Source organism: Micromonospora sp. NPDC051924, from assembly GCF_055586005.1.
On record NZ_JBVJJA010000026.1, the window covers coordinates 11,741 to 36,065 of the forward strand.

At 75.4% G+C, this 24,325-nt stretch carries 6 protein-coding genes; all 6 read left to right on the forward strand.

The annotated features are described in order from the left end of the window. The first annotated feature begins 461 nt into the window (after positions 1-461). The 6 genes from ACZ6S5_RS20905 to ACZ6S5_RS20930 are packed head-to-tail and all read left to right on the forward strand — an operon-like array spanning position 462 to position 24,222. Positions 462-12,446: an amino acid adenylation domain-containing protein gene (locus ACZ6S5_RS20905; protein ID WP_466002792.1), complete on the forward strand. Its 11,985-nt coding sequence runs from the start codon at positions 462-464 to the stop codon at positions 12,444-12,446. Then, positions 12,443-15,682 carry an amino acid adenylation domain-containing protein gene (locus ACZ6S5_RS20910; protein WP_466002794.1) on the forward strand — a complete coding sequence of 1,080 codons (3,240 nt, stop codon included), beginning with the start codon at positions 12,443-12,445 and terminating at the stop codon, positions 15,680-15,682. Before ACZ6S5_RS20905 ends, ACZ6S5_RS20910 begins: the two co-directional genes overlap by 4 nt. Next, on the forward strand, positions 15,679-16,734 hold the full coding sequence (locus ACZ6S5_RS20915; protein WP_466002796.1) for a TauD/TfdA family dioxygenase: 1,056 nt from the start codon (positions 15,679-15,681) through the stop codon (positions 16,732-16,734). The genes ACZ6S5_RS20910 and ACZ6S5_RS20915 overlap by 4 nt, the downstream gene beginning before the upstream one ends. Further along, on the forward strand, positions 16,731-17,750 hold the full coding sequence (locus tag ACZ6S5_RS20920; RefSeq protein WP_466002798.1) for a TauD/TfdA family dioxygenase: 1,020 nt from the start codon (positions 16,731-16,733) through the stop codon (positions 17,748-17,750). The genes ACZ6S5_RS20915 and ACZ6S5_RS20920 overlap by 4 nt, the downstream gene beginning before the upstream one ends. Continuing rightward, positions 17,747-23,047 carry an amino acid adenylation domain-containing protein gene (locus tag ACZ6S5_RS20925; protein ID WP_466002800.1) on the forward strand — a complete coding sequence of 1,767 codons (5,301 nt, stop codon included), beginning with the start codon at positions 17,747-17,749 and terminating at the stop codon, positions 23,045-23,047. The genes ACZ6S5_RS20920 and ACZ6S5_RS20925 overlap by 4 nt, the downstream gene beginning before the upstream one ends. Further along, positions 23,044-24,222: a trans-sulfuration enzyme family protein gene (locus ACZ6S5_RS20930; RefSeq protein WP_466002802.1), complete on the forward strand. Its 1,179-nt coding sequence runs from the start codon at positions 23,044-23,046 to the stop codon at positions 24,220-24,222. The genes ACZ6S5_RS20925 and ACZ6S5_RS20930 overlap by 4 nt, the downstream gene beginning before the upstream one ends. The last annotated feature ends 103 nt before the right edge of the window (positions 24,223-24,325 follow it).

Here is a 24,325-nt window from a genome sequence, read left to right on the forward strand (position 1 = left end):
AACGGCGCAGAAGACCGCAAAGCTCCCGGGAGGGGCCTTCGGCGCAATGCCCTGGGGGCGGCGTCACCGATATGACACCGCCGGTCCGAGAAATAGACGAACGTGCAACGCCGTTGGCCGAACGCATCGATGGCCGACACGATCCGGGGATCCCGTTGAAGATCACCAGTGTCAAGATGTGACCAGCCCTACTCATCGAGGGATCTGCATCTGTCGTATGGACGGCTGTTCAGGGGCCCGGGCACGGGTAGCTTCCGGAACCAGCGGGGTCACCCTGCCGGCCGGTCGTGCCGGCGTGTCCCCGGACCGTATCCACGGCCGTTCTCCACCAGGCCGATCCGACCCAGGTCAACCAGCCGTCATCGCCAGATGAGGGCTGCTGAACCACGAGCAACCGACGGCACGGGCCGGCGCTTCGGGGGGGCGCGTCGGCCGGTGCCGGTCCATAGGAGGCGGACCGAATGACCGACGTCCTGAGATCCCGGCAGGCGACATCCGCGGCGCCGCGTCGGGTCGACGCCGACGGTGCCGCGGGCCCGGTCCCGGCGTCGTACGAGCAACGGCAGATGTGGTACCTGGGCCGCCTCGGCCCCGAGGCGGCCAGCTACCTGGTGCCGCTGGCCTACCGGCTCCTCGGGCCGCTGGACGTGGCGGCGCTGTCGGCGGCGCTCGACGGGCTGGTGGCCCGGCACGCCGCCCTGCGCACCACGCTCGCCCCGGTGGACGGCCCGGCCGGTCCGTCCGATGCGGACACGGCGCCGGACCGCCTGGTCCAGACGGTCCACGAGCCACGCCCGGGGCTGCTGCGGGTGCACGACCTGAGCGGGCTGCCCACCTGGCAACGCGACCAGGAACTGCAGGCCCGGCTCCACGCCGAGGCGGGCACCGCGATGGACCTGGAGCGCGGCCCGGTGCTGCGCGCCACCCTGCTGCGGTACGCGCCGGAGGAGCACGTGCTCCTGCTGACGTTCCACCACGTCGCCGTCGACGAGTGGTCGCTCGGCATCCTGCACGAGGAGTGGGAGCGGCTCTACACCGCGCACCGCACCGGACGGCCGGCGCACCTCGACCCGGTCGAGGTCGACCACCGCGACCACGCGGCGTGGCAGCACGACTGGCTCGCCGGCGCGGAGGCGGCCGCTCAACGGGAGTACTGGCACGGGCAGCTCGGGGACGCCCCGGCCGTCCTGGAGCTGCCCACCCGCGGGCCGCGGCCCACGGTGCCGTCCGGCGCGGGATCCACCCTGTCGGTCCCGCTGGACGTGCCCACCGAGGCGCTGATGGCGCTGTGCCAACGGATGGGCGTCTCCCCGTACATGGTCATGCTCGCCGCCGTGCAGGTGCTGCTGGCGCGCTGGACCGGGCAGCGCGACATCGTGGTGGGCACGCCGGTGGCCAACCGGCGGCGGCCCGAGGCGCAGACACTGGTCGGGTTGCTGCTGAACACCGTCGCCGTCCGGGCCCGGCTGGACGACGACCCGGCGTTCGAGACGCTGCTCGGCCGGGTTCGCACCGCTGTCCTCGAGGGCCTGGCCAACGGGGACCTGCCGTTCGGCACGCTGGTGGAGTCGCTGCGCCCGGCCCGCCGGCCCGGTTTCACCCCGCTGTTCCAGGTGATGTTCGTGTACGGCCGCGAGGCGGCTCCCCCGCGCCTCGACGGCCTCCGGGTCATCCCCGTCGAGGTGCCCGGCGTCACGGCCAAGTTCGACCTCACCGTCTCGGTACGGGAGAACGCCGACGGGGTGCGGACCGTGCTGGAGTACCGCACCGACCTGTTCGACGACGACGCGATGGTCCGCCTCGCCGGGCACTTCCAGACGCTGCTGCGGTCACTGCTGGCCGACCCGGGCGCGCCGGTCGGCTCGGCCACCATGCTCACCCCCGACGAGCACCGGCAGCTCGTCCTGGACTGGAACCGCACCGCCACCCCGGCCGAGCCGGACGACCTGGTCCACGTGCTGATCGAGCGGCAGGCGCGGTCGACCCCCGACGGCGTGGCGGTGACCGACGGCGACACCGCGCTCAGCTATCACGAGCTGCACCTGCGGGCCGAGGCGCTGGCGGAGACGCTGCGGCAGCGGGGCGTCGGCGTCGGCGGCCTGGTGGGCGTGCTCCTGCCGCGCGCGGTCCCGTTCGCCGTGGCGGTCCTCGCCGTGCTGAGGACCGGGGCGGCCTACGTGCCGATGGACCCGGCCAACCTGCCCGCCCGGCTGCGGTACCTGCTCGACGACACGGCCGCCCCGGTCGTCCTCACCTGCGCCGAGCTCGCGCACCTGGTGCCCGAGGACCGGGCGCTGCTGATGCCCGACCAGGACCCACCGCTCCCGGCGGCCGACCCCGGTCGCGGCGGCCCCGGCGGCGGGCCGCGGCGACGCCCGCGCCGGCGGCCCTTGCCCTCGGCGGAGGAGCTCGCGTACGTCATCTACACCTCCGGGTCCACCGGTCGCCCCAAGGGCGTCATGGTCACCCATCGGGGCGTGTGCAACTACGTACGCTGGGCGGCCCAGGCCTACCGGCTGCGGCCCGGGGACACGGTGCCGCTGCACTCGTCGATCGGCTTCGACCTGACCGTGACGAGCCTGCTGGTCCCGCTGGTCAGCGGGGCCACCGTCCGGATGATCGGCGAGCACCTCGGCCCCGAGGCGCTGGGCGAGGCGCTGCTCGGGCAGCAACCGCCGTTCGGGCTGGTCAAGATCACGCCGGCCCAGCTCGACCTGGTCAACCACCAGCTCGGTCGCGCCGAGATGGCCGACCGCACCCGGTGCTTCGTCATCGGCGGCGAGAACCTGCGCGCCGACCAGGTGGCGCCCTGGCGGACGCACTCCCCCGCAACCGCGCTGGTCAACGAGTACGGGCCGACGGAGACCGTGGTCGGCTGCGCCGCGTACGAGGTCGACCCGGCCACGCCGGCCGACGGCTCCGTCCCCATCGGCCGGCCGATCGCCAACACCCGGCTGTACGTCCTCGACGGGTGGCTGAACCCCGTCCCGGCGGGCGTCGTCGGCGAGCTGTACGTCGGCGGGGCCGGCGTGGCCCGCGGCTACCTGAACCAGCCGGGACTGACCGCCGAGCGGTTCGTCCCGGACCCGTTCTCGTCCGTCCCCGGCGCGCGCCTGTACCGCACCGGCGACCTGGTGCGCCTGCGCCCGGACGGGAACCTCGAATGCCTGGGCCGCACCGACAGCCAGGTCAAGCTGCGCGGCTACCGGGTGGAGTGCGGCGAGATCGAGGCGGCTGTCCGCCGGTGCCGTCCGGACCACGACGTGACGGTGCAGTTGCGCCGGGACGACCCCGACGACCCGCAGCTCGTCGCGTACCTGGGCGGCGGGGCGGAGATCGACGCCGATGCGACGATCCTCCGGACGGCGCTCGCCGCCGAGCTGCCGTCCTACCTGGTGCCCACAGCGTTCGTCTTCCTCGACGCGCTGCCGCTGACCGGCAACGGCAAGGTGGACACCGCCGCGCTGCCCGCTCCCGGTCGCGCCCGGGACCTGCCACGACAGCGCCCCGCCCCCGAGCCGGACCAGCCCCCGGCGCCCGGACAGCCGATGGCCGCGCCCGCCGAGCCCGGCCCGGCCCGGTGGGACACCGCCCGGATACGTATCGAGCGGCTGGTCATGGACGTGTGGCGGGACGTGCTCGGCGTCGACCGCGTCGGCGTCCGGGACACCTTCTTCGACCTCGGCGGCCACTCGATGCGCCTGCTGGCCGTGCTCGAACGGCTGCGCGCCCAACTCGGCGACGTCGTCACGGTCACCGACCTGTTCCGGCACCCCACGGTCGACTCGCTGGCGACGTTCCTGACCACCGCCACCACCGGGCCGGCACCCGCGCCGCCCGCCCCGCGCCCCGCGTCCGCCCCCGTGGCCCGACCGTCGGTGGGCACGACCGACGACACCGGCCAGCCCGGCGGCCTGATCGCCGTCGTCGGCATGTCCTGCCGCTTCCCCGGCGCGCGGACCGTCGACGAGTACTGGCACAACATCCGCACCGGGGTGGAGTCGGTACGGGAGTTCACCGTCGAGGAGATGCTGGCCGCCGGGGCCGACCCGGCCCGGCTCAACGACCCGGCGTACGTCCGGGCCGGCACCTGGCTGCCCGGGATCGACGAGTTCGACGCCGCTTTCTTCGGGTTCACGCCGCGGGAGGCGCAGACCCTCGACCCGCAGCACCGGATGCTGCTGGAGTGCGCCTGGCACGCGCTGGAGCACGCCGGCTACGACCCGTCCCGCCACCCCGGTCGGATCGGCCTGTTCGCCGGGTCGGGCCGCAGCAGCTATCTGCTCGACCACCTGAGCAGCCACCCCGAGCTGATGACCAGCATCGGCGAGCACCAGCTGTCCCTCGGCAACGACAAGGACTTCCTGCTCAGCCGGGTCGCGTACAAACTGGACCTGACCGGCCCCGCGGTCACCGTCGCCACCGCCTGCTCGACCTCGCTGGTGGCCGTGCACCTCGGCCGGCAGAGCCTGCTGGCCGGCGAGTCCGACCTGGTGCTGGCCGGCGGCGTCAGCATCTTCCCCGCGCAGCGGCGCGGCTACCTCTACCACGACGGCGGGATCTACTCCCCCGACGGGCACTGCCGCCCGTTCAGCGCGGACGCCCGCGGCAGCATCGAATCCAGCGGGGTCGGCATCGTCGCGCTCAAGCGGCTGGAGGACGCCGACGCGGACGGCGACACCGTCTACGCGGTGATCCGCGGCTCGGCGATCAACAACGACGGCGCCCGGCGCACCGGATACACCGCGCCGGGCGTCGACGGCCAGGTCCAGGTGGTCAGCAGCGCCCTCGCGACGGCCGGCGTGGACCCGCGTTCGATCAGCTACGTCGAGGCCCACGGGACGGGCACCACCCTCGGCGACCCCATCGAGGTGACCGCGCTGACCGAGGCGTTCCGGAGCGGCACCGACGACCGGGGCTTCTGCGCCCTCGGCTCGGTCAAGGCCAACATCGGGCACACCGACGCGGCGGCCGGCGTCGCCGGCCTGATCAAGACGGTCATGGCGCTGTGGAGCCGGACGCTGCCGCCGACCATCAACGTCAGTCGGCCCAACCCGGCGATCGACTTCGCGGCCGGCCCGTTCTACCTCAACGACGCCGCCCGCCCGTGGACCGCCGACGGCCCACGCCGGGCCGGCGTCAGCTCCTTCGGCATGGGCGGCACGAACGCCCACGTGGTTCTCGAGGAACCGCCGGCGCCGTCGGACGCGCCGCCGGCCGCGCCGGGGCCGCACCTGGTGGTCGTGTCGGCCCGTACGGCCGACGCGCTGGACCGGCAGATGCGCCGGCTCCGCGCCTGGCTCGACGCGCACCCCGAGGTGGACCTCGGGGACGTCGCGGCCGGCCTGGGCCGGCGCCAGCCGATGACCCACCGGCGGTTCCTGGTCGCGACCGACCGCACCGACGCGCTGGCCGCACTCGACGCGCCGGGACGGCAGTTCACCGGTGCCCACCCCGGCGGCCGGCGGCCGCTGGTCTTCGCCTTCCCCGGGCACGGCGCCCAGCACGTGGCGATGGGCGCCGGCCTGTACCGCGCGGAGCCGACCTACCGGGCCGTGGTGGACGAGTGCGCCGAGCTGCTCCGCGACGACCTGGGGCTCGACCTGCGTACGATGCTGTGCCCGGGCCCGGACGGACACGAGCGGGCCGAGCGGCTGCTCGCCCGGCCCGCGCTGATCCAGCCGGCGCTGTTCGTCACCGAGTACGCGCTCGCCCGGTCGCTGCTCGCCCGGGGCGTGACCCCGGACCTGATGGTGGGGCACAGCCTCGGCGAGTACGTGGCCGCCTGCCTCGCCGGTGTCTTCTCCCTGCCCGACGCGCTGCGCCTGGTCCGCGTCCGGGGCGAGCTGGTCGAGCGGACCCCGGTCGGGGCGATGCTCGCGGTGAGCCTGCCCGAGACGGCGGTGACCGGGCTGCTGGGCGAGGGCCTGGCGCTGGCGGCGGTCAACGCGCCGGGGCTGTGCGTGGTGTCCGGCGCGCCGGAGGCGGTCGAGGAGCTCCGGCGGCGGCTGACCGGCGACGGGGTCGACTGCCGGCCGCTGCGGGTCACCCGCGGCTACCACTCCGCCCTGCTCGATCCGGTGCTCGACGAGTTCGCCGCGCACGCCCGCCGGGTGGACTACGCGGAACCCGAGCGCCCCTACCTGAGCAACCTGACCGGCGGCCCGGTCACCCCGGGGCAGGTCACCGATCCGGGTTACTGGGTGCGGCACCTGCGGGAGCCGGTGCGGTTCGCCGAGTCGGCCGCGCTCCTCGCCGAGCAGGACGTGGTCCTCGCGGAACTGGGCCCCGGACACGCGCTCGGCGGCCTGGCGCGGCTGGCCGGCCTGCGGCCCGGTCAGGTGGTGGCGGCGATGCGACATCCGCGCGCCGACGCCGACGACCTCGCCACGATGCTCGACGCGGTCGGCCGGCTGTGGCTGTCCGGCGTACCGCTCGGCTGGGAACGGTGGCACGGCCGCCCCCGGCACCGCCCGGCGCTGCCCGGCTACCCGTTCGAGCGGCAGCGCCACTGGATCGACCCGGCGCCCCGGACGAGCGCGGCACAGCCCGCGCCCGCCGCGCCGGCAGTCGCCCCGCCCACACCGGACGCGCCCGAGCCCGTCGACACCGGCAACCGGCCGGCGGTCAGCACCGCCTACGTCGCCCCGGGCACCCCGGCGGAGGAGTCCGTGGCGGAGCTCTGGAGCGAGCTGCTCGGCATCCGGCCGATCGGGGTGCACGACAACTTCTTCGAGCTGGGCGGGCACTCGCTGCTCGCCACCCAGTTCGTGGTGCGGCTGCGGGCCCGGCTCGGCGTGGCGCTGGCGCTCGAGACGGTCTTCGCCCAGCCGACCGTCGCCGAGATCGCGGCGGCGTTGCCGGCGACCGCCGGCACCCCCGCCCCCACCCCCGTCGCCGTCCTCGCGCAGCCGGCCACCGCGCCGGCCATCCCCCGCGCCGCCCCCGGGGCCGGGCCGGCGCCGCTCTCCTCCGGGCAGCACCGGCTGTGGTTCCTCGACCAGGCGTACGAGCAGAACGCCTACACCGTCAGCACGGCGCTGCTGCTGGACGGCCACCTCGACGTCGACGCGCTGCGCGGGGCTCTGGCCGAGCTGGTCCGCCGGCACGAGTCGCTGCGTACCGTCTTCCCGCTCGGCCCGGACGGCGACCCGGTCCAGGAGGTACGGCCGGCCGACGCGGTGGACCTGCCGATCGTGTCCGCGCCGGCCGGCGCGGACGGCCCTGCGCCGCGCAGCATCGTGGAGTCGGCGGTCGCCGACGCGCTGCCGTCCTGGGTGCACGCGGCCCTGGCCGCCGACGTCCGGCGCCCGTTCGACCTGGCCCGCGGGCCGCTGTTCCGGGCCGTGCTGCTGCGGATCGCCAACGACCGGCACGTGCTGTCGCTGACCATGCACCACAACGTCTCCGACGGCTGGTCGCTCGGCATCATCGCCGGCGAGGTGGCCACGCTCTACGACGCCGCCCTCGCCGGCCGTCCCGCGCCGCTGCCCGAGCTGGCCGTCCGGTACGGCGACTACGCGCGCTGGCAGCGCGGCCGGATGGCGGACGCCGACAGCGCGGACATGCGGTACTGGCGCCGGCAGCTCGACGGGGTGGCGAGCGTGCTGGAGGTGCCCACCGACCGGCCCCGGCCGCCCGTGCAGACGTTCCACGGCGGGGTCCGTACCCGGATGCTGTCCCTGGCGGCCGCCGACGAGCTGCGCCGGTTCAGCCAGGCCCGGGGCGCCACCCTGGCGATGACGGTGCTGGCGGCGTGGAAGGCGCTGCTCTGGCGCTACACCGGCCAGCGCGACATCTGCGTCGGCACGCCGGTCGCCGGGCGGGTCCGCGCCGAGCTCGAACCGATGGTCGGCTTCTTCATCAACATGCTGCCGCTGCGCACCGTGCTCGACGGCGACTGGACCTTCGAGGAGCTGCTCGGGCAGGTACGGCACACCGCGCTGGGCGCGTACGACCACCAGGAGGTGCCGTTCGAGCGCCTGGTGGACCTGGTCGACGCGCCCCGCGACCTCAGCCGCAACCCGCTGTTCCAGGTGATGTTCAACATGCTGAACGTGCCGGAGCGGGACCTGCGGGCCACCGGGCTGCGGCTGGTCCAGTTCGCCGTCGAGCCGGGCATCGCCCAGCAGGACCTGGCCCTGTACGCGTACGAGGTGGACGAGGGGCTGCGGTTCCGGCTGGAGTACAACACCGACCTGTTCGACGCGGCGACCGCCGAGCGGATGGTGGGGCACCTGGAGAGGCTGCTCGCCGCCGCCGTCGCCGACCCGGGCGTCCGGCTGCGGGACGCCGCCGTCCTCACCCCCGCCGAGCTGGCCCGCGTCGCCGAGTGGAACGACACCGCCGCCGCGCCCGGCTGGGACCCGCGGGTCGGGCCCGAGCCGACCCTGGTCGAGCTGATCGCACACCAGGTGGCGACGAACCCCGACCGGCCGGCGGTGACCTTCGGGGCCACCACGCTCAGCTACGCCGAACTGAACGCGCGGGCCAACCGGCTCGCCCACCGGCTCCGCCGGGCCGGGGTCGGCCCCGACGTCACGGTCGCGGTCTGCCTGCACCGGTCGGTGGAGCTGCCGGTCACGCTGGTCGGGGTGCTCAAGGCGGGCGGCGCGTACGTGCCGGTGGACCCCGACTACCCGATCGAGCGGCAGCGGTACGTGCTGACGCACAGCGGCGCCGCGGTCCTGGTCACCGAGGCGGACCTCGCCGACCGGTTCGCCGGGTACGCCGGCGAGGTGCTGCTGGGTGGTGGCGCGCCGGACGGGGAGCCGGACAGCGACCCCGCGCCGCTGGCCGGGCCGGACGACCTCGCGTACGTGATCTACACGTCCGGATCGACGGGCCGGCCCAAGGGCGTCCGGGTGACGCACGGCGCGATCGTCAACACCCTGGCCGCCATGCGCGAACGGCCGGGCCTGACCACCGACGGCACCATGCTCGCGATGGCCAGCTTCGCCTTCGACATGTCCGTCCCGGAGCTTTTCCTGCCCCTCGTCGTCGGCGCCCGGATGCTGCTGGTGGGGCGCGACGTCGCCTACGACGCGGCGCGGCTGGCCGACCTGCTCGCCGCCGAGGACGTCACCCTGGCCCAGGGCACGCCGGCGACCTGGCGGCTGCTGATCGAGTCCGGCTGGACCGGGCAGCCGGGTCTGACCGCCGTGTGCGGCGGTGAGGCGGTGCCCGCGCCGCTGGCCCGGCAGTTGGCCGAGCGGGTGGGCGCGCTGTGGAACCTGTACGGCCCGACCGAGGCCGCCGTCTGGACCACGATGGAGCGGATCGAGCCCGGCTTCGGCCACCTCACCATCGGCCGCCCGATCGGCAACATGCGCGTCCTCGTCCTCGATCCGCAGCTCTCCCCCGCCCCGGTCGGTGTGCTGGGTGAGCTGTACCTCGGCGGTTCGGGGCTGGCCCGCGACTACCACGGCGACCCGGCGCTCACCGCGCAGCGGTTCGTGCCCGACCCCGACCGCGGTGGCCGGCTCTACCGCACCGGCGACCTCGGCCGGTGGCTGGCCGACGGCCGCATCGAGTTCGTCGGCCGCAGCGACTCGCAGGTGAAGGTGCGCGGCTTCCGGATCGAACTGGGCGAGATCGAGGCGGTGCTGCGAGGCCACCCGTCGGTACGCGACGCCGCCGTGGTGGTACGCGAGGACGAGGCCGACAAGACGATCGTGGCCTACCTGACGCTGACCGGCGCGGCGGAATCCGGCGGCGACCCGGGTCAGGGGGCGGACGTCACGGCCGACTTCGACGCCGATCCGGGGCCGTGGCGGGCCTTCGCCCGCACCTACCTGCCGGACTACATGATCCCGTCGGCGTTCGTGGTGCTCGACCGGATGCCGCTCAACGCCAACCGCAAGGTCGACCGGGCGGCGCTGCCCGCACCCCGCCGCGGCGGCGCCGGGGTCGGCGCCGCTCCCCCGGACACCCCGCTGCGCAAGGCCCTGGCCGAGCGGTGGGCCACGGTGCTCGGGTACGACAGCGTCGGCATCGACGACGACTTCTTCGATCTCGGCGGCGACTCCTTCAAGGCCATCAAGGCGCTGGCCGGGAACGACCCGGCAATCAGCGTCCTGGACCTGTTCCGCTATCCGACGATCCGGTCGCTGACCGAGCACCTGGCCGCGACCGGGGGCTCCGCCGGACGGCTGCTGCACGAGCTGACCCCGGCGCGACCGGGGACGCCGACGACGCTGACGCTGCTCTGCGTGCCGTTCGGCGGCGGCAGCGCGATCACGTTCCAGCCCCTCGCCGACGCCCTCTCCCCCGGCGTGGCGCTGTACGCCCTGGAACGGCCCGGGCACGACCTGAACCGCCCGGACGAACCGCTGCTGGGCATGGACGAGCTGGTGGATCGCTGCGTGGCCGAGGTGGTCGAGGGGATCACCGGCCCGGTGGCGGTGTACGGGCACTGCGTGGGCGGCGCCGAGGCGGTGGAGCTGGCCCGCCGGCTCGAGGCGGCCGGCGTCGAACTGACCGGCGTGGTCATCGGCGCCCACTTCCCCGCGCCGCGGCTGCCCGGCCGGCTCTTCTCCTGGCTGCGGCGGTGGTTCCCGATGGAGCGCTGGATGTCGAAGCGGCGGACCCTGGAGGCGCTGCGCGCGATGGGCTTCTTCACCGAGGTGTTCGACGAGAGCGAGAAGGACTTCGTGATGCGCGTGGTCCTCGCCGACGCCGCCAAGGGCGAGGACTACTACACCGAGGTCTACGCCGACGGCCTGCCCCGGAAGCTGTCGGCGCCGCTGGTCTGCGTGGTCGGCAGCGGTGACCGGGCCACCGAGCTGTACCAGGAGCGGTACCTGGAGTGGGAGTTCTTCGCCGACCGGGTGTCGCTGGAGGTCATCGAGGGCGCCGGCCACTACTTCGCCAAGCATCAGCCCGCCGAGCTGGCCGGCATCATCCTGGCGCACTGCGCCGCGCCGGCGGCGGATCACGGCCCGCCCCCGGAGACTGACGTGATCGCGACCGCGTTGGCGAACCGCGGGCCGGCCCCGGAGCGCGACCCGGCCACGACCACGCCGGCGCGCCGGGAGCCGGAGAAGCGGGCGGCCGCGCCGGCTGCCGACCGGCCCGCCGCACGCCGCGCGATGCCCAGCCTCACGGTGTTCTACCTGGTCGCGATCGGGCAGCTCGTCTCGCTCATCGGCAGCGGGCTGACCGGCTTCGGCATGAGCCTGTGGGTCTACCAGCGGACCGGGTCGGTCTCGCTGTTCGCCACCGCCACCGTGCTCGCGCTGCTGCCCGCCGTGGTCCTCTCCCCGATCGCCGGCGCGCTGGCCGACCGGTGGGACCGAAGACTGATCATGATCCTCGCCGACTGCCTGGCCGCCACCGGCACGGTGAGCCTCGCCCTCCTGCTCTGGCTGGGCCAGCTCCAGCTCTGGCACGTGTTCACCGCCATCACGATCACGGCGGTGGCGACCGCCTTCCAGCAACCCGCCTACCTGGCCGCCGTCACGCAACTGGTGCCGAAGCGGTACTACGGGCGGGCCAACGGCATCGTCTCCCTCGGCACCGCGACGAGCACGGTGCTGGCGCCGCTGGTCGGTGGCGCGCTGGTGATCGCGGTCGGGCTGCGCGGGATCGTCCTCGTCGACCTGCTCACCTTCGCGTTCGCGGTCGCCGTCACCCTGGCCGTCCGCTTCCCCGACACCCTGTTCGTCAAGCGCGAGGAGCCGTTCCGGCAGCAGGTGCTGGGCGGCTGGCGGTTCATCGTCCGCCGGCACGGCCTCGTCGCCCTGGTCGTGCTGACCGCGTCGCTGAACTACTTCTTCGCCCTGGTCGAGGTCCTGGTCACCCCGCTGACCCTGTCGTTCGGCGACCCGGCGGTGCTCGGCCGGGTGCTCGCCGCCAGTGGGGTCGGCATGCTCGTCGGCTCGGTGCTGATGGGCGTGTGGGGCGGCACCGCCCGGCGTACCACCGGCATCCTGGGCAGCGTCGTGCTGCTCGGCGCGTCACTGGTCACCGTCGGCCTGCACCCGAGCCCGCTGTTCCCGGCGCTGGGCCTGTTCGGCATGGGCCTGGCCACCGCGCTGGTGAACACACACTGGCTGGCCATCGTGCAGGCCAAGGTGGGGCTGGAACTGCAGGGCCGGGTGCTGTCCATGGGCCAGATGCTGTCCTGGCTGATGGTGCCGGCCGGCTTCCTCAGCGCCGGCCCGCTCGCCGAGCAGGTCTTCGCTCCCCTGGTGTCGTCCGACGGGCTGCTGGCCTCGGTCGTCGGCGGTGGACCGGGCCGCGGCATGGCCCTCGCGGCGATCGTCGCCGGGCTCTGCGCGCTCGGCCTGGCGGCGGCCGGCATCGCGTACCGGCCGATCCGCCACGTCGAGGACGAGCTGCCCGACAACGACCCCGGCACGATCATCCTCGCCGACAAGGACCGCCTGCAGGAGGAAGCCGACCGCCGCCTCGCACTGGTGAAGAGCGGGGGTGCCCGCCGGTGAGCGCCCCCACCCGGTCCCCCGGCCCGACCCGCCGAACCACGAACCGGCGGACGACCGGCGCGCCGGCCGACGTGGACTGCCTGCACCGGATGGTGGCCGCGCAGGCCGCCCGCACCCCCGACGCCGAGGCGGTCCGGCACTCCGACCGCGCGCTGTCCTACCGGGAGCTCGACGAGGCGGCCAACCGGCTGGCGCGGGTCCTGCTCCGGCGCGGGGTGACCCGGGAGGAACGGGTCGGCGTCTGCCTGCCGCGTACGCCCGAGCTGGTCGTCGCGCTGCTCGCCGTGCTCAAGGCCGGGGCCTGCTACGTCCCGCTGGACCCGGCGTACCCCTCGGCCCGGGTGGCGTTCATGACCGCCGACTCCGGGGTGCGGCTGGTGCTGACCCACGCCGAACTCGCCGACCGGTTTCCCGACACGGCGGTGCCGATCGACCGGCTCGATCCGGACGGGGACGGCACCGATCCGGCGGTGGCCGCGACGCCGGGCGACCTGGCGTACGTCATCTACACCTCCGGCTCCACCGGCCGGCCCAAGGGCGTGGCCATCGAGCACCGGTCCGCGGCGGTGCTCATGCACTGGACCCGGCAGACCTTCGACGACACCGAACTGGGCGGCATGCTCGCCGCCACGTCCGTCTGCTTCGACCTGTCGATCTTCGAGCTCTTCGGGCCGCTCTGCTGGGGTGGCCGGGTGCTGCTCGTCGACGACGTGCTGGCCCTCGCCGCGCCCGGCGCGGAGCGGCTGCCCGTCACCCTGGTCAACACCGTGCCCTCCGCGATGGGCGAGCTGCTCACCGCGGACGCCCTGCCGGCGAGCGTCCGCACGGTCTGCCTGGCCGGCGAACCGCTCACCGCCGCGCTGGCCGCCCGGGTGTGGTCCCGTCCGCATGTCCGCCGGCTCTGCAACCTCTACGGCCCGTCCGAGGACACCACCTACTCCACCTGGGCAGAGGTGCCGCCGGGCGGCGGGGACCCGCCGATCGGCCGACCGCTGCCGCACACCCGGGTCTACGTCCTCGACCCGGACGGGCAACCCGTCCCGCCCGGCGAGCCCGGCGAGCTGCACCTGGCCGGGGCGGGCCTGGCCCGGGGCTATCTCGACCGGCCCGAGGAGACCCGGGCCCGGTTCCTGCCCGACCCGTTCCGGCCCGGCGAGCGGATGTACCGCACCGGCGACCGGGTCCGGCTGCGGGCGGACGGCCAGCTGGCGTACCTCGGCCGGCTCGACGACCAGGTGAAGCTGCGGGGCTACCGGATCGAGCTGGGCGAGGTCGCCGCGCGCCTCGCCGCGCTGCCCGGGGTCCACGAGGCGACCGCCGCCGTACGGCCGGGGCCGAGCGGGGACCCGCTGCTGGTCGGCTATCTGGTGGGCGAGCGCCGCGACGACGTGCGGGACCGGCTGGCGGCGGTGCTGCCCGCGCCGCTGGTCCCCGCGACCGTGGTCTGGCTGGACCGGCTGCCCACCCTGCCCAACGGCAAGGTGGACCGCTCGGCCCTGCCCGCCCCCACCCTCGGCGACGGCGTCGGGCCCGACGCCAGGGCGCTCGACGGGACGGCCGGCACGGTGGCGGCGGTCTGGCGCGAGCTGCTCGGCGTGCCGGTGACCGGCGTCGACAGCGATTTCCTCGCCCTCGGCGGGGACTCCCTGCTCGCGGTCCGCTGCGCGACCCGGCTGGCCGCCGCGACCGGCCGGCGCGTCGCGCCCGGGGACCTCTTCGCCCACCCGACCGTCGCCACGCTGGCCGCCCACCTCGACGGGCCGGCCGCCGGCCCGGCGCCGGGCGAAGAGCCGGCAGCCGTCGGGGAGACCGCCGGCCCGGCACCCGCAGGACCCGCACCGCTCTCCGCCGCGCAGACCCGGCTCTGGTTCCTGCACCGGCTCGACCCGGCCGACACCTCCTACCTGCTGGCCTTCGCGGTACGATTCGCCGCGCCGCTGGACCCGGACCGGCTGGCCCGGGCGCTGCGCCGGGTGGTCGACCGGCACCCGGCCCTGCGCACCGTGTTCCCCTCCGGTCCGGACGGGCCGGTGCAACACGTCCACCCCGCCGCCGACCCCGCGCCGGCCGTCGCGCCGCCCGACCCCGGCGCCCCGCTCGACGAGCGGTTGGCAGGGCTCGCCGCCGAGGCCACCCGGACGCCGGTGGACCTGGCCACCGGCCCGCTGCTCCGCGCCCACCTGGTACCGGACGACGCCGGGCGGGCCGTGGCGCTGCTGCTGGTCGTCCACCACATCGTCTGCGACGACTGGTCGTTCGGGGTGATCGTGCGGGACCTGGCCGAGGCGTACGACGACGCAACGGCACTCGACAGCCCGGCGCCCGGCCCGGCGGCGCTCGCCGTGGCACAGCGGGACTGGCTGGCCGGGCCGGCGGGCCGGCAGGCGGTGACCGAGCTCCTGGACGACCTGCGCGGCGCGCCGGACCTGCTCGACCTGCCCGCGGCTCCGCCGCAGCCCGGCCCGGGCAGCCTGGTCGCCGCCCGGCCCGGCGACAACCCGTCCGGCGCGGCTCGGCCCGGCGGACGGCCGCCGACGGGCCCGCGCCCCGGAGGCCGCCCGCCGTCCGGTGCCGCACTGCGCACCACGGTGGACACCGCCACGGCAGAGGCCGTGCGAGGGCTGGCCCGGGCCGAGCGGGTCAGCCTGCACATGGTCGGGCTGGCCGCCTTCGCCACCCTGCTCGGCATCGCCTCCGGCCGGCACGACCTGCTGATCGGCGTCGCCTTCGCCGGCCGGACCAGCGTCGCCGCCGAACGGAGCGTCGGCTGCTACGTCAACACCCTGCCGCTGCGGCTGCGCCCGGCGCCCGACCGCAGCTTCGCCGAGCTGCTCGACGAGGCCCGCCGGGTCACCCTGTTCACCGCCGCCCACCAGGACGTCCCCCTCGACGTGCTGGTGGAACGGCTCCGGCCCACCCGCCGGCCGCACCGCAGCCCGCTGGTACAGGTCGCCTTCGGCGTGCAGAACGCCCCGCCGGCCCGGCACCGCGACGCGACGGGCGTCGAGTTCACCGGTGTCGAACTGACCCCGGACACCGCCCGGCTCGACCTGACCCTCTGGCTCGACGAGCGGCGGGACGAGCTGGCGGCGCTCTGGACCTACCGCACCGACCTGTTCGACCACGACGGCGTGGTCGCGTGGCACGGCCGCCTCACCGCGCTGCTGCGTACCGCCGCCGCCGACCCCCGGCGCAGTCTGGCCGACTGCGTCGACACCGCTGGGAGAGAGAAATGACAGAGCAGACCCGGGTCGCGCGGCCCATCCCCCGTCGCGGCCGTGACCGGAACCTGGTGGACGTACGCCCCGACTGGCCCGGCGGCCCGCTGCCGGCGCTGGTGCGGGCCAACGTGCCCGACGTCGACCTGGCCGGCTGGCTCGCCGGGCACCGGGACGAGGTCGACGAGCTGGCCCGCCGCGCCGGAGCGGTGCTGTTCCGCAGCTTCGCCGTGGCCGGCGCCGCCGACTTCCGCACCGTGATGGCCGGGCTCTCCGACGACGTGCTCTCCTACGGCGAGCGCTCCTCGCCGCGCAGCAAGGTCACCGAGGGGGTGTACACCTCCACCGAACACCCCGCCGACCAGCCGATCGTGCTGCACAACGAGCAGTCGTACACGGTGAGGTGGCCGCTGCGGATCGTGTTCCACTGCGAGGTGGCGCCGGCCGCCGGCGGGCGCACCCCCCTGGCCGACAGCCGCCGGGTGCTCGCCCGGCTCCGCCCCGAGACGGTCGCGGAGTTCGAGCGGCGCGGGGTGCTCTACCGGCGCAACTACCTGCCCGGCATCAGCCTCCCCTGGCAGACCGCGTTCCAGACCGAGCGGCGCGAGGAGGTCGAGGCCTACTGCGCCCGGGCGCTGATCGACGTGGAGTGGGTCGGCGACCGGCAGCTGCGCACCCGGCAGGTCCGTCCGGCGGTCCGCCGGCACCCGGTCACCGGCGAGCGCACCTGGTTCAACCACGCGCTGTTCTTCCACGTCACCTCGCTGCCCGACGACGTGAGCGCCGGGTTGCGGGCCGCGCTCGCCGAGGAGGACCTGCCCTATCAGACCGCGTACGGGGACGGCACGCCCATCCCCGACGAGGTGCTGGCCGAGCTGCGGGCCGCGTACGCCGCCGAGACCCGCTCGTTCGACTGGCAGCGCGGCGACGTGCTGCTGGTGGAGAACATGCTGGCCGCGCACGCCCGGGACCCGTTCACCCCGCCCCGGCGGATCCTCACCGCGATGTCCGACCCGGTGGCCGCGCCCGAGCTGACCGAGGCGCACGCTTCCGGGGCGGTGGCGTCGTGAGCGGGCCGGCGCCGCGTCGGCGCGGTACCGCCACCGTCACGTCCCCGGTGGCCCGGCGGGTGCTGGTAAACGAGAAGTTCGTGCTGCTCGTCGAGGCCACCGTGCCCGACCTCGACCTGGCCGGCTGGCTCGCCAACCGGCGCGAGGAGCTGCTGCGCGACCTGGACCGGCACGGCGCGGTGTTCTTCCGCGGCTTCGAAGTGGGCACCGCCGACGACTTCAGCCAGGCCGCCCGGGCGGTCAGCCCCGACCTGCTCGGCTACCTGGAGCGGGCCGCCCCGCGCCACGAGGTCGCCGACCGGGTGTTCACCTCGACCGAGTTCAACGCGGAACAGTGGATTCCGCTGCACCACGAGATGTCGTACTCGCACAACTGGCCGACCTACCTCTACTTCTGGTGCGCCCAGCCGGCCACCGGCAGTGGCGGGGCCACCCCGCTGGCCAGCGAGCGGGTCATCAGCCCGCTGATCCCCGTCGAGGTGCGGGAGCGGTTCCTCCGCGCCGGCGTCTGCTACGTGCGCAACTACGGCCCGCACCTGGACCTGCCCTGGCAGGAGGCGTTCCAGACCATCGACCGGGCCGAGGTGGAGGCGTACTGCGCGGCGTCCGGGACCGAGTTCACCTGGCTGGGCGGGGACGGGCTGCGTACCCGCTCCCGCCGGCAGGCCGTCGCCACGCACCCGCGCACCGGGGAGACGGTCTGGTTCAACCACGCCCACCTGTTCCACGTCTCCAACATGCCGGCCGAGGTGTCCGGCGCGCTGCTGCGCGAGTACGGCCCGGAGGGGCTGCCCCGCAACGCGTACTACGGCGACGGCGAGCCGATCCCCGACGAGGTGGTGACCGGCATCCGCGAGCTGTATCGGCAGCACGCCGTCTCGGTGCCCTGGCAGCGCGGCGACGTGCTGGTGGTGGACAACTTCCTGGCCACCCACGGCCGGGAACCCTTCAGCGGCGACCGGCAGATCCTGGTCGCCATGTCCGACCTCTACGTCAACCGGAGTGTGCTGCTGTGAACGGATACCGTCTGTCGCCGATCCAGCGCCTGGCCTGGTCCGGGAAGCAGGACCTGGTCCGGGCGCGGGTCCGGCTCGACCGGCCGCTGGACCGGGCGCGGTTGCAGGCCGGCGTCGACACGGTGGTGGCCCGGCACGAGGCGCTGCGGCTGGCCCTGGTGCACCACCCCGGCCTGCGGGTGCCGTTGCAGGACGTGGACGACGACCGCGCCGTGGTCATCGGCGCGCAGGGCGAGCTGTCGGTCACCCTCACCGACGAGACGCTGGAGCTGGCCGCTACCCCGCTGATCGCCGACCCGGCGAGCCTGCGCCTGGTCCTCGCCGACCTGGCCCGGGCGTACGCCGGCGAGGCGCTGCCGGACGACCCGGAGGCGTTGCAGTTCCTCGACGTCGCCGAGTGGCAGCTCGAGGAGCGCGAGCAGACCCGGACCCCCTCGCCCGCCGCCCCGGCCGCCCGGCTGGTCACCCCGCACGGCGACGACCCCACCGCGGTGGCCACCGGCGCCGTGACCGCCGCCGACCTTGCCGATGTCGTGCGGGCCTCGGGGGTCGAGCCGGCCACCGTGCTCCTCGCCGCCTGGGCGCTCGCGGTCTCCCGTCGGGCCGAGGCGCCGGACGGGGCCGACGAGGCGGACCTGGTGCTGGCCCGGTGGAGCGACGGCCGCCAGGCCGCCGGCACCGCCGACGTGGTGGGCCCGCTGGGCGGCTACGGCCCGCTGCGGCTGGCCTTGCCGCTGCCCGTCGCCCCCGCCGAACTGCTGGCCGCCGTCCGCGCCGCCGAGGTCGCCGCCGAGGAGACGTTCCATCTGGTCGACCCGGTGGACGAGCAGTCCGGGGCGGTCGCCGGGTTCGCGCTCATGCCCATCGTGGACAGGGCGACCATGGCCGGTCTCGGTGGTGGCGCGGTGGAGGTCGCCGCCCCGCCGGCGCCCGCCGGTCCGCAGCTCACCGCGTCGATCGACGGCGACCGCGTCACCCTGCGGGTGGTCGGCGGGCAGTGGCTGCTCGACGGGCTGCTGGCGATCCTGCGGACCCTGCCGACCGCGCTCACCGAGGGCGTCCCGCCGGCCGTGCTCGGCGACGGGGAGGCCGGCTGGCTGGCCGACGCCGCCGGAACCCCGTCCGAAGCGTCGGCGCGTACCCTCGTCGAGCTGCTCGACGCGGGCCTGGCCGGCGTCGACCAGGACGCGCCGGCGGTGGTCGCCGCCGACGGCGCGTACACCGCCGGTGAGCTGCGCGGACGGGCCGCGCGGGTGGCCGCCGCGCTGGCCGCGCGCCGGCTGGCCGGCGCCCCGGTCGGGGTGCTGGCCACCCGGTCCCGGGAGACCGTGGTGGCGTTCCTCGGCGTGCTGGGGGCCGGGGCGGTGTTCGTCCCGCTGGACCCGGACGCCCCCGCGGCGCGCCTCGCCGCCCAGCTCCGCGCGGTCGGCGCGGAGGTCGTCGTCGGCGCCGGCGGCCCGGCAACCGTGACGGTCGACGAACTGGCCGCCGCCGGAGACCCGCCGGCCGCCACGGCACCGGCCCCGGTCCCGGCCGACCCGGCGTACGTGATCTTCACCTCCGGCTCCACCGGCACACCCCGCCCGGTCCAGGTGTCGCACGGCGCCGCCGCGCACCTGGCCGACGCCCTGGAGCGGACCGTCTACGCGGACAGCCGCCCCGGGCTGCGGGTGGCGGTGAACGCCCCGCTCACCTTCGACGCGTCGGTGAAGCAGCTCGTGCAGCTCGGCCAGGGCCGCAGCCTCTACCTGGTGCCCGAGGAGGTCCGCCGGGACGGCGCCGCCCTCGCGGCCGCGCTGGCCGACCACGGCGTCGACGTGCTCGACTCGACCCCCTCCCAGCTGCGCATCCTGCTCGCCGGGGCGGGCGACACCCGGCTGCCCGGCCTGCTGCTACTCGGCGGGGAGGCCATCGGGCCCGACCTGTGGGAGCAGGTCGCGGCGCTGCCCGGCGTCCGGGCGGTCAACCTGTACGGCCCGACCGAGTGCACGGTGGACACCAGCGCGGCGGAGATCCGCGCCGGGGACGCCCCGACCATCGGCCGGCCACTGCCCGGCGTCGCGGTCCGGGTGCTCGACGAGCACCTGCGCCCGGTGCCGCCGGGCGTCGCCGGGGAGCTCTGCGTCGGCGGGCCACAGCTCGCCGACGGCTACCGGGGCGACCCGGAGACCACCGCACGGCGGTTCGTGACGGTGACGCTGCCGTCCGGCCACGCCGAGCGGGTGTACCGCACCGGCGACCGGGTCCGCTTCGACGCCGACCGGCGGCTGCGCTACCTGGGCCGGCTGGACGACCAGGTGAAGATCCACGGGTTCCGGGTGGAGCCCGGCGAGGTCGCCGCGGTCCTGCGCGAACACCCGGAGGTCGCCGACGCCGCCGTGGTGGCCCGGGACGATGACGGGCACGGCGACCGGCTCGTCGCCTACGTCCGGCCGGGCGGGGCGGCCCCCGCGGTGGACGTCGCGCGGATCGCCGGGGTCAACCCGCACGAGACCCGCTACCTGTACGACGAGATCTTCGTCCAGCAGGTCTACCTGCGCGACGGGATCGTGCTGCGGCCCGGGGCGACGGTGCTCGACGTGGGCGCGAACATCGGCATGTTCGCGCTCTTCGTCCACGCCGTCTGTCCGGACGCGACGGTCCACGCGTTCGAGCCGGTGCCGTCGGTGGCCGACCTGCTGCGGCGCAACGTCGCCGAGTTCGGCGTACCGGCCACGGTGCACGGGTTCGGGCTGTCCCGGGCGGCCGGGGAGGTCTCCTTCACCTACTACCCGGGCTACTCGATGATGTCCGGCCACGCCGCGTACGCCGACCCGGACGCCGAGATGTCGGTGATCAAGCGGTACCTCGCCAACGAGCGGGACGCCGGCGCGGACGAGCGGGACGTCCTGCTCGACCGGGTAGACGAGCTGCTCGCGGAGCGCTTCGCCGGCCGGGAGCTGACCGTCCCGGTCCGGCCGCTCTCGGCCGTCCTCGACGAGCTGGCCCCGGAGCGGGTCGACCTGCTGAAGATCGACGTGCAGCGCGCCGAGGCGGACGTGCTCGCCGGGCTGGCCGACCGGCACTGGCCGCTGATCGCGCAGGTGGCCATGGAGGTGCACGACGCGGCCGGCACCGAGACCGCGGGCCGGCTGGCCGAGCTGGTCGCCTTCTTCGAGGGCAAGGGCTTCGACGTCGTCACCCGCCAGGACGAGCTGCTCGCCGGCACCGACCGGCACACCCTGCACGCCGTGCGCCCGGAGTACGCCGACGACCCGCGTCCCGCGGTGGTCGTCCCGGCCGGGCCCACGGCCGGGCCCCTCGACGAACGGCTGACCGGCTGGCTGGCCGACCGGCTCCCGGCCCACCTGGTCCCGGCCGCGGTGGTGCTCCTCGACCAGCTGCCGCTGACCCGCAACGGCAAGCTCGACCGGGCGGCGCTGCCCGCGCCGCGGCTGGACCGGCCCCGCGACAACGCGGCGGTGGCGCCCGCCAACCGGGCCGAGGAGATCCTGGTCGAGGCGTGGCGGGAGATCCTCGGGGTGCCGACGGTCGGCGTGACGGACAGCTTCTTCGCCCTCGGCGGCGACTCCATCCGGAGCATCCAGATGCAGGTCGCGGCGAATAAGCGGGGGCTGTCCTTCCGGCTGGCCGACATCTTCACGTACCAGTCGATCCGGGAGCTGGTCGCGCACGGGGAGATCACCCTCGACGGCACCCCGCCGGCCGCGGCGGTGGAGCAGGACCGGTTCACGCTGGTCGCCGCCGCCGACCGGGAGCTGCTGCCCGCCGGGCTGGCCGACGCGTACCCGATGACCGCCCTCCAGCAGGGCATGGTCTACCACTGCGAGCTGACCGGCGACCCGGCGATGTACCACAACGTCACCGCGCACCGGATCGCCGCGCCGCTGGACCCGGCGGCGCTGCGTCGCGCGCTGGCCGGCCTGGTCGCCGCCCACCCGGTGCTGCGGACCGGCTTCTCGCTCGGCGCGTACTCGGAGCCGTTGCAGCTCGTGCACGCGGACGTGCCGGTCGAGGTGCCGGTCACCGACCTGGCCGACGCCGACCCGGAGACCCGCCGGGCGCGGATCGACGACCTCGTCGCTCAGGAGCGGGTACGCCCCTTCGACTGGGCCCGCCCGCCGCTGCTCCGGCTGCACGCCGTCCAGGAGGACGCCGCGGCGTTCACCCTGATCGTCGCCGAGTTCCACGGCATCCTCGACGGCTGGAGCCTGCACCTGTTCCTGGCCGACCTGCTCGCCGGGTACGACCGGGAGCGGGCCGGCGCCGCTCGCCCGGCCCGCCCGGGCCTGCCGTTCCGCGAGTACGTGGCGGCCGAGCGGCGGGCCCTGGCCGACCAGGTCACCCGGCGGTTCTGGCTGGACGGCTCCGGCGCGGTGCCGCCGCTGCTGCTCGGCGGGCCCGAGCCGCGGACCACCACCACCCAGCGGGTGCCGCTCGAGGCGGGCATGACCGACGCGGTCACCGCGGCGGCCCGGGCCGCCGGGGTGCCGGTCAAGTCGTGGCTGTTCGCCATCCACCTGCGGCTGATCGGTGAGCTCTCCGGCCGGGACGACGTGGTCAGCGGCCTGGTGGTCGGTGGCCGGCCGGAGGGGGACGGCAGCGACGCCACCCTCGGGCTGTTCCTCAACACCCTGCCGGTCGGCGTCGTGCTGGGCACCCGGTCCGTGGCCGAGCTGGCCGCCGAGGTGTGGCGGGCCGAACGGGAGCTGATGGGGCACCACCGGTTCCCGCTCGCCGAAATCGTCCGCGCCGGTGGGGCCGGCCCCCGCTTCGACCACTTCTTCAACTGGACCCACTTCCCGACCGGGCCGGCCGAAGGCGGCAGCCGCATCGTGGACAGCCGGGGCGTCACCGTGGACGTGGCGTTCAGCCTCGCCGTCGACGCCGAATTGGACGCCGACACCGGCCGGCTCGCCCTCACCGTGCAGTACGACCGCCGGCACGTGGGCGCCGACCGGGTGGACGCCTTCGCCGACGGCTTCCGCCGGCTGCTGGCGGCCGACCCGACGGCGCCCCAGCCGGCCGTGGGCACCGGCGGGCCGGCGGCCGGCGGCGCTCGGGCCCGGTGGGCGCCGAAGGTGGCGGCGGCCTGGCAGGAGGTGCTCGGCACCGCGCCGCGCGACCCGGCGGCCGGCTTCCTGGCGGCCGGCGGGGACTCGCTGCGCGCCCTGCGGCTGGTCACCGTGCTGCGGCAGCGCCACGGCAGCGACCTCACGCTGCCCGAGTTCGTGGCGCTGGACAGCTACGGCGCGCTGGTGGACCGGGTGGCCCGCGATCGGAGAGGAGTTCTGTGACCGGCTTCAGCACCACCGCAGTGCACGGCGACGACGGCCTGACCCCCGGTACGGCGGTGTCGCCGCCGATCGTGCAGAGCGCAACCTTCAGCGCCGAGTCCGACGAGCACTTCACCGCGATCGCCACCGAGACGCGGGGCAGTGCCTTCTACACCCGGTACGGCAACCCGAACCACAAGCAGGTGGCCGCCGTCGTGGCCGAGCTGGAGGGGGCGGAGACGGGTCTGGTCACCGCGTCGGGGATGGGCGCGATCAGCACGATCGCGCTGGCGCTGCTCTCCGCCGGGGACCACGTGGTGGTGCAGCGCAGCACGTACGGCGGCACCACCTCGCTGGCCACCGGCCTGCTGTCGCGCTTCGGGGTCTCGTACACCCAGGTCGACCAGACCGACATCGCGGCGTTCGCCCGGGCGCTGCGGCCGCGAACCCGGCTGGTGCTGATCGAGACGCCGAGCAACCCGTTGCTGGAGCTGACCGACCTGGCGGCCGTGGTGGAGATCGCCCACGCGGCGGAGGCGCTGGTGGTGGTCGACAACACCTTCGCCACCCCGGTCAACCAGCGCCCGATGACCGCCGGGGCGGACCTGGTGTGGCACAGCGGCACCAAGTTCCTCGGCGGCCACTCCGACGTGTCGGCCGGGGTGGTGGTCGGCTCGGCCGAGCTGGTGGAGCGGGTGTGGCAGACGTCGATCGTCACCGGCAGCACCCTCGGCCCGGTGGACGCCTGGCTGCTGCTGCGCGGCATCCGCACGCTGCCGCTGCGGGTCGAACGGCACAACGCCAACGCCCTCGCCCTGGCCCGGGCCCTGGAGGGGCATCAGGCGGTGGCCCGGGTCCGCTATCCGGGGCTGCCGTCGCACCCCCAGCACGCCCTCGCGCGCCGGCAGATGACCGGCTTCGGCGGGGTGCTCAGCGTCGACCTCCGGGCGGGCCGGACCGGCGTCGCCGCGCTGCTGGCCGGGCTGCGGCTGGCCAAGCGGGCGGCCAGCCTGGGCAGCGTCAGCACCCTGGTGGTGCACCCGCGGTCGATGTGGGCGGGGATCGTGGACGCCGAGCAGCTCGCCGCCACCGGGATCGGGGACGGGCTGGTCCGCGTCTCCACCGGCATCGAGGACACCGCCGACCTGGTGGACGACTTCCTGACGGCGGTGGACAAGGCGGTCGAGCCGGATTGACGGCGGCGCCGTCCGGCGAGTGTCGCCGGCTGCCCCGGGTCCCGGGGCAGGCGGTCCGACCTCGTCGTTAACAAATCCGCAGGGTTTGCGCGGCCTCGTCGGT

Excerpts from the sequence above, each read along its gene's own strand:
- ACZ6S5_RS20905 (WP_466002792.1), top strand. The coding sequence starts at position 462 with ATGACCGACGTCCTGAGATCCCGGCAGGCGACATCCGCGGCGCCGCGT.
- ACZ6S5_RS20915 (WP_466002796.1), top strand. The coding sequence starts at position 15,679 with ATGACAGAGCAGACCCGGGTCGCGCGGCCCATCCCCCGTCGCGGCCGT.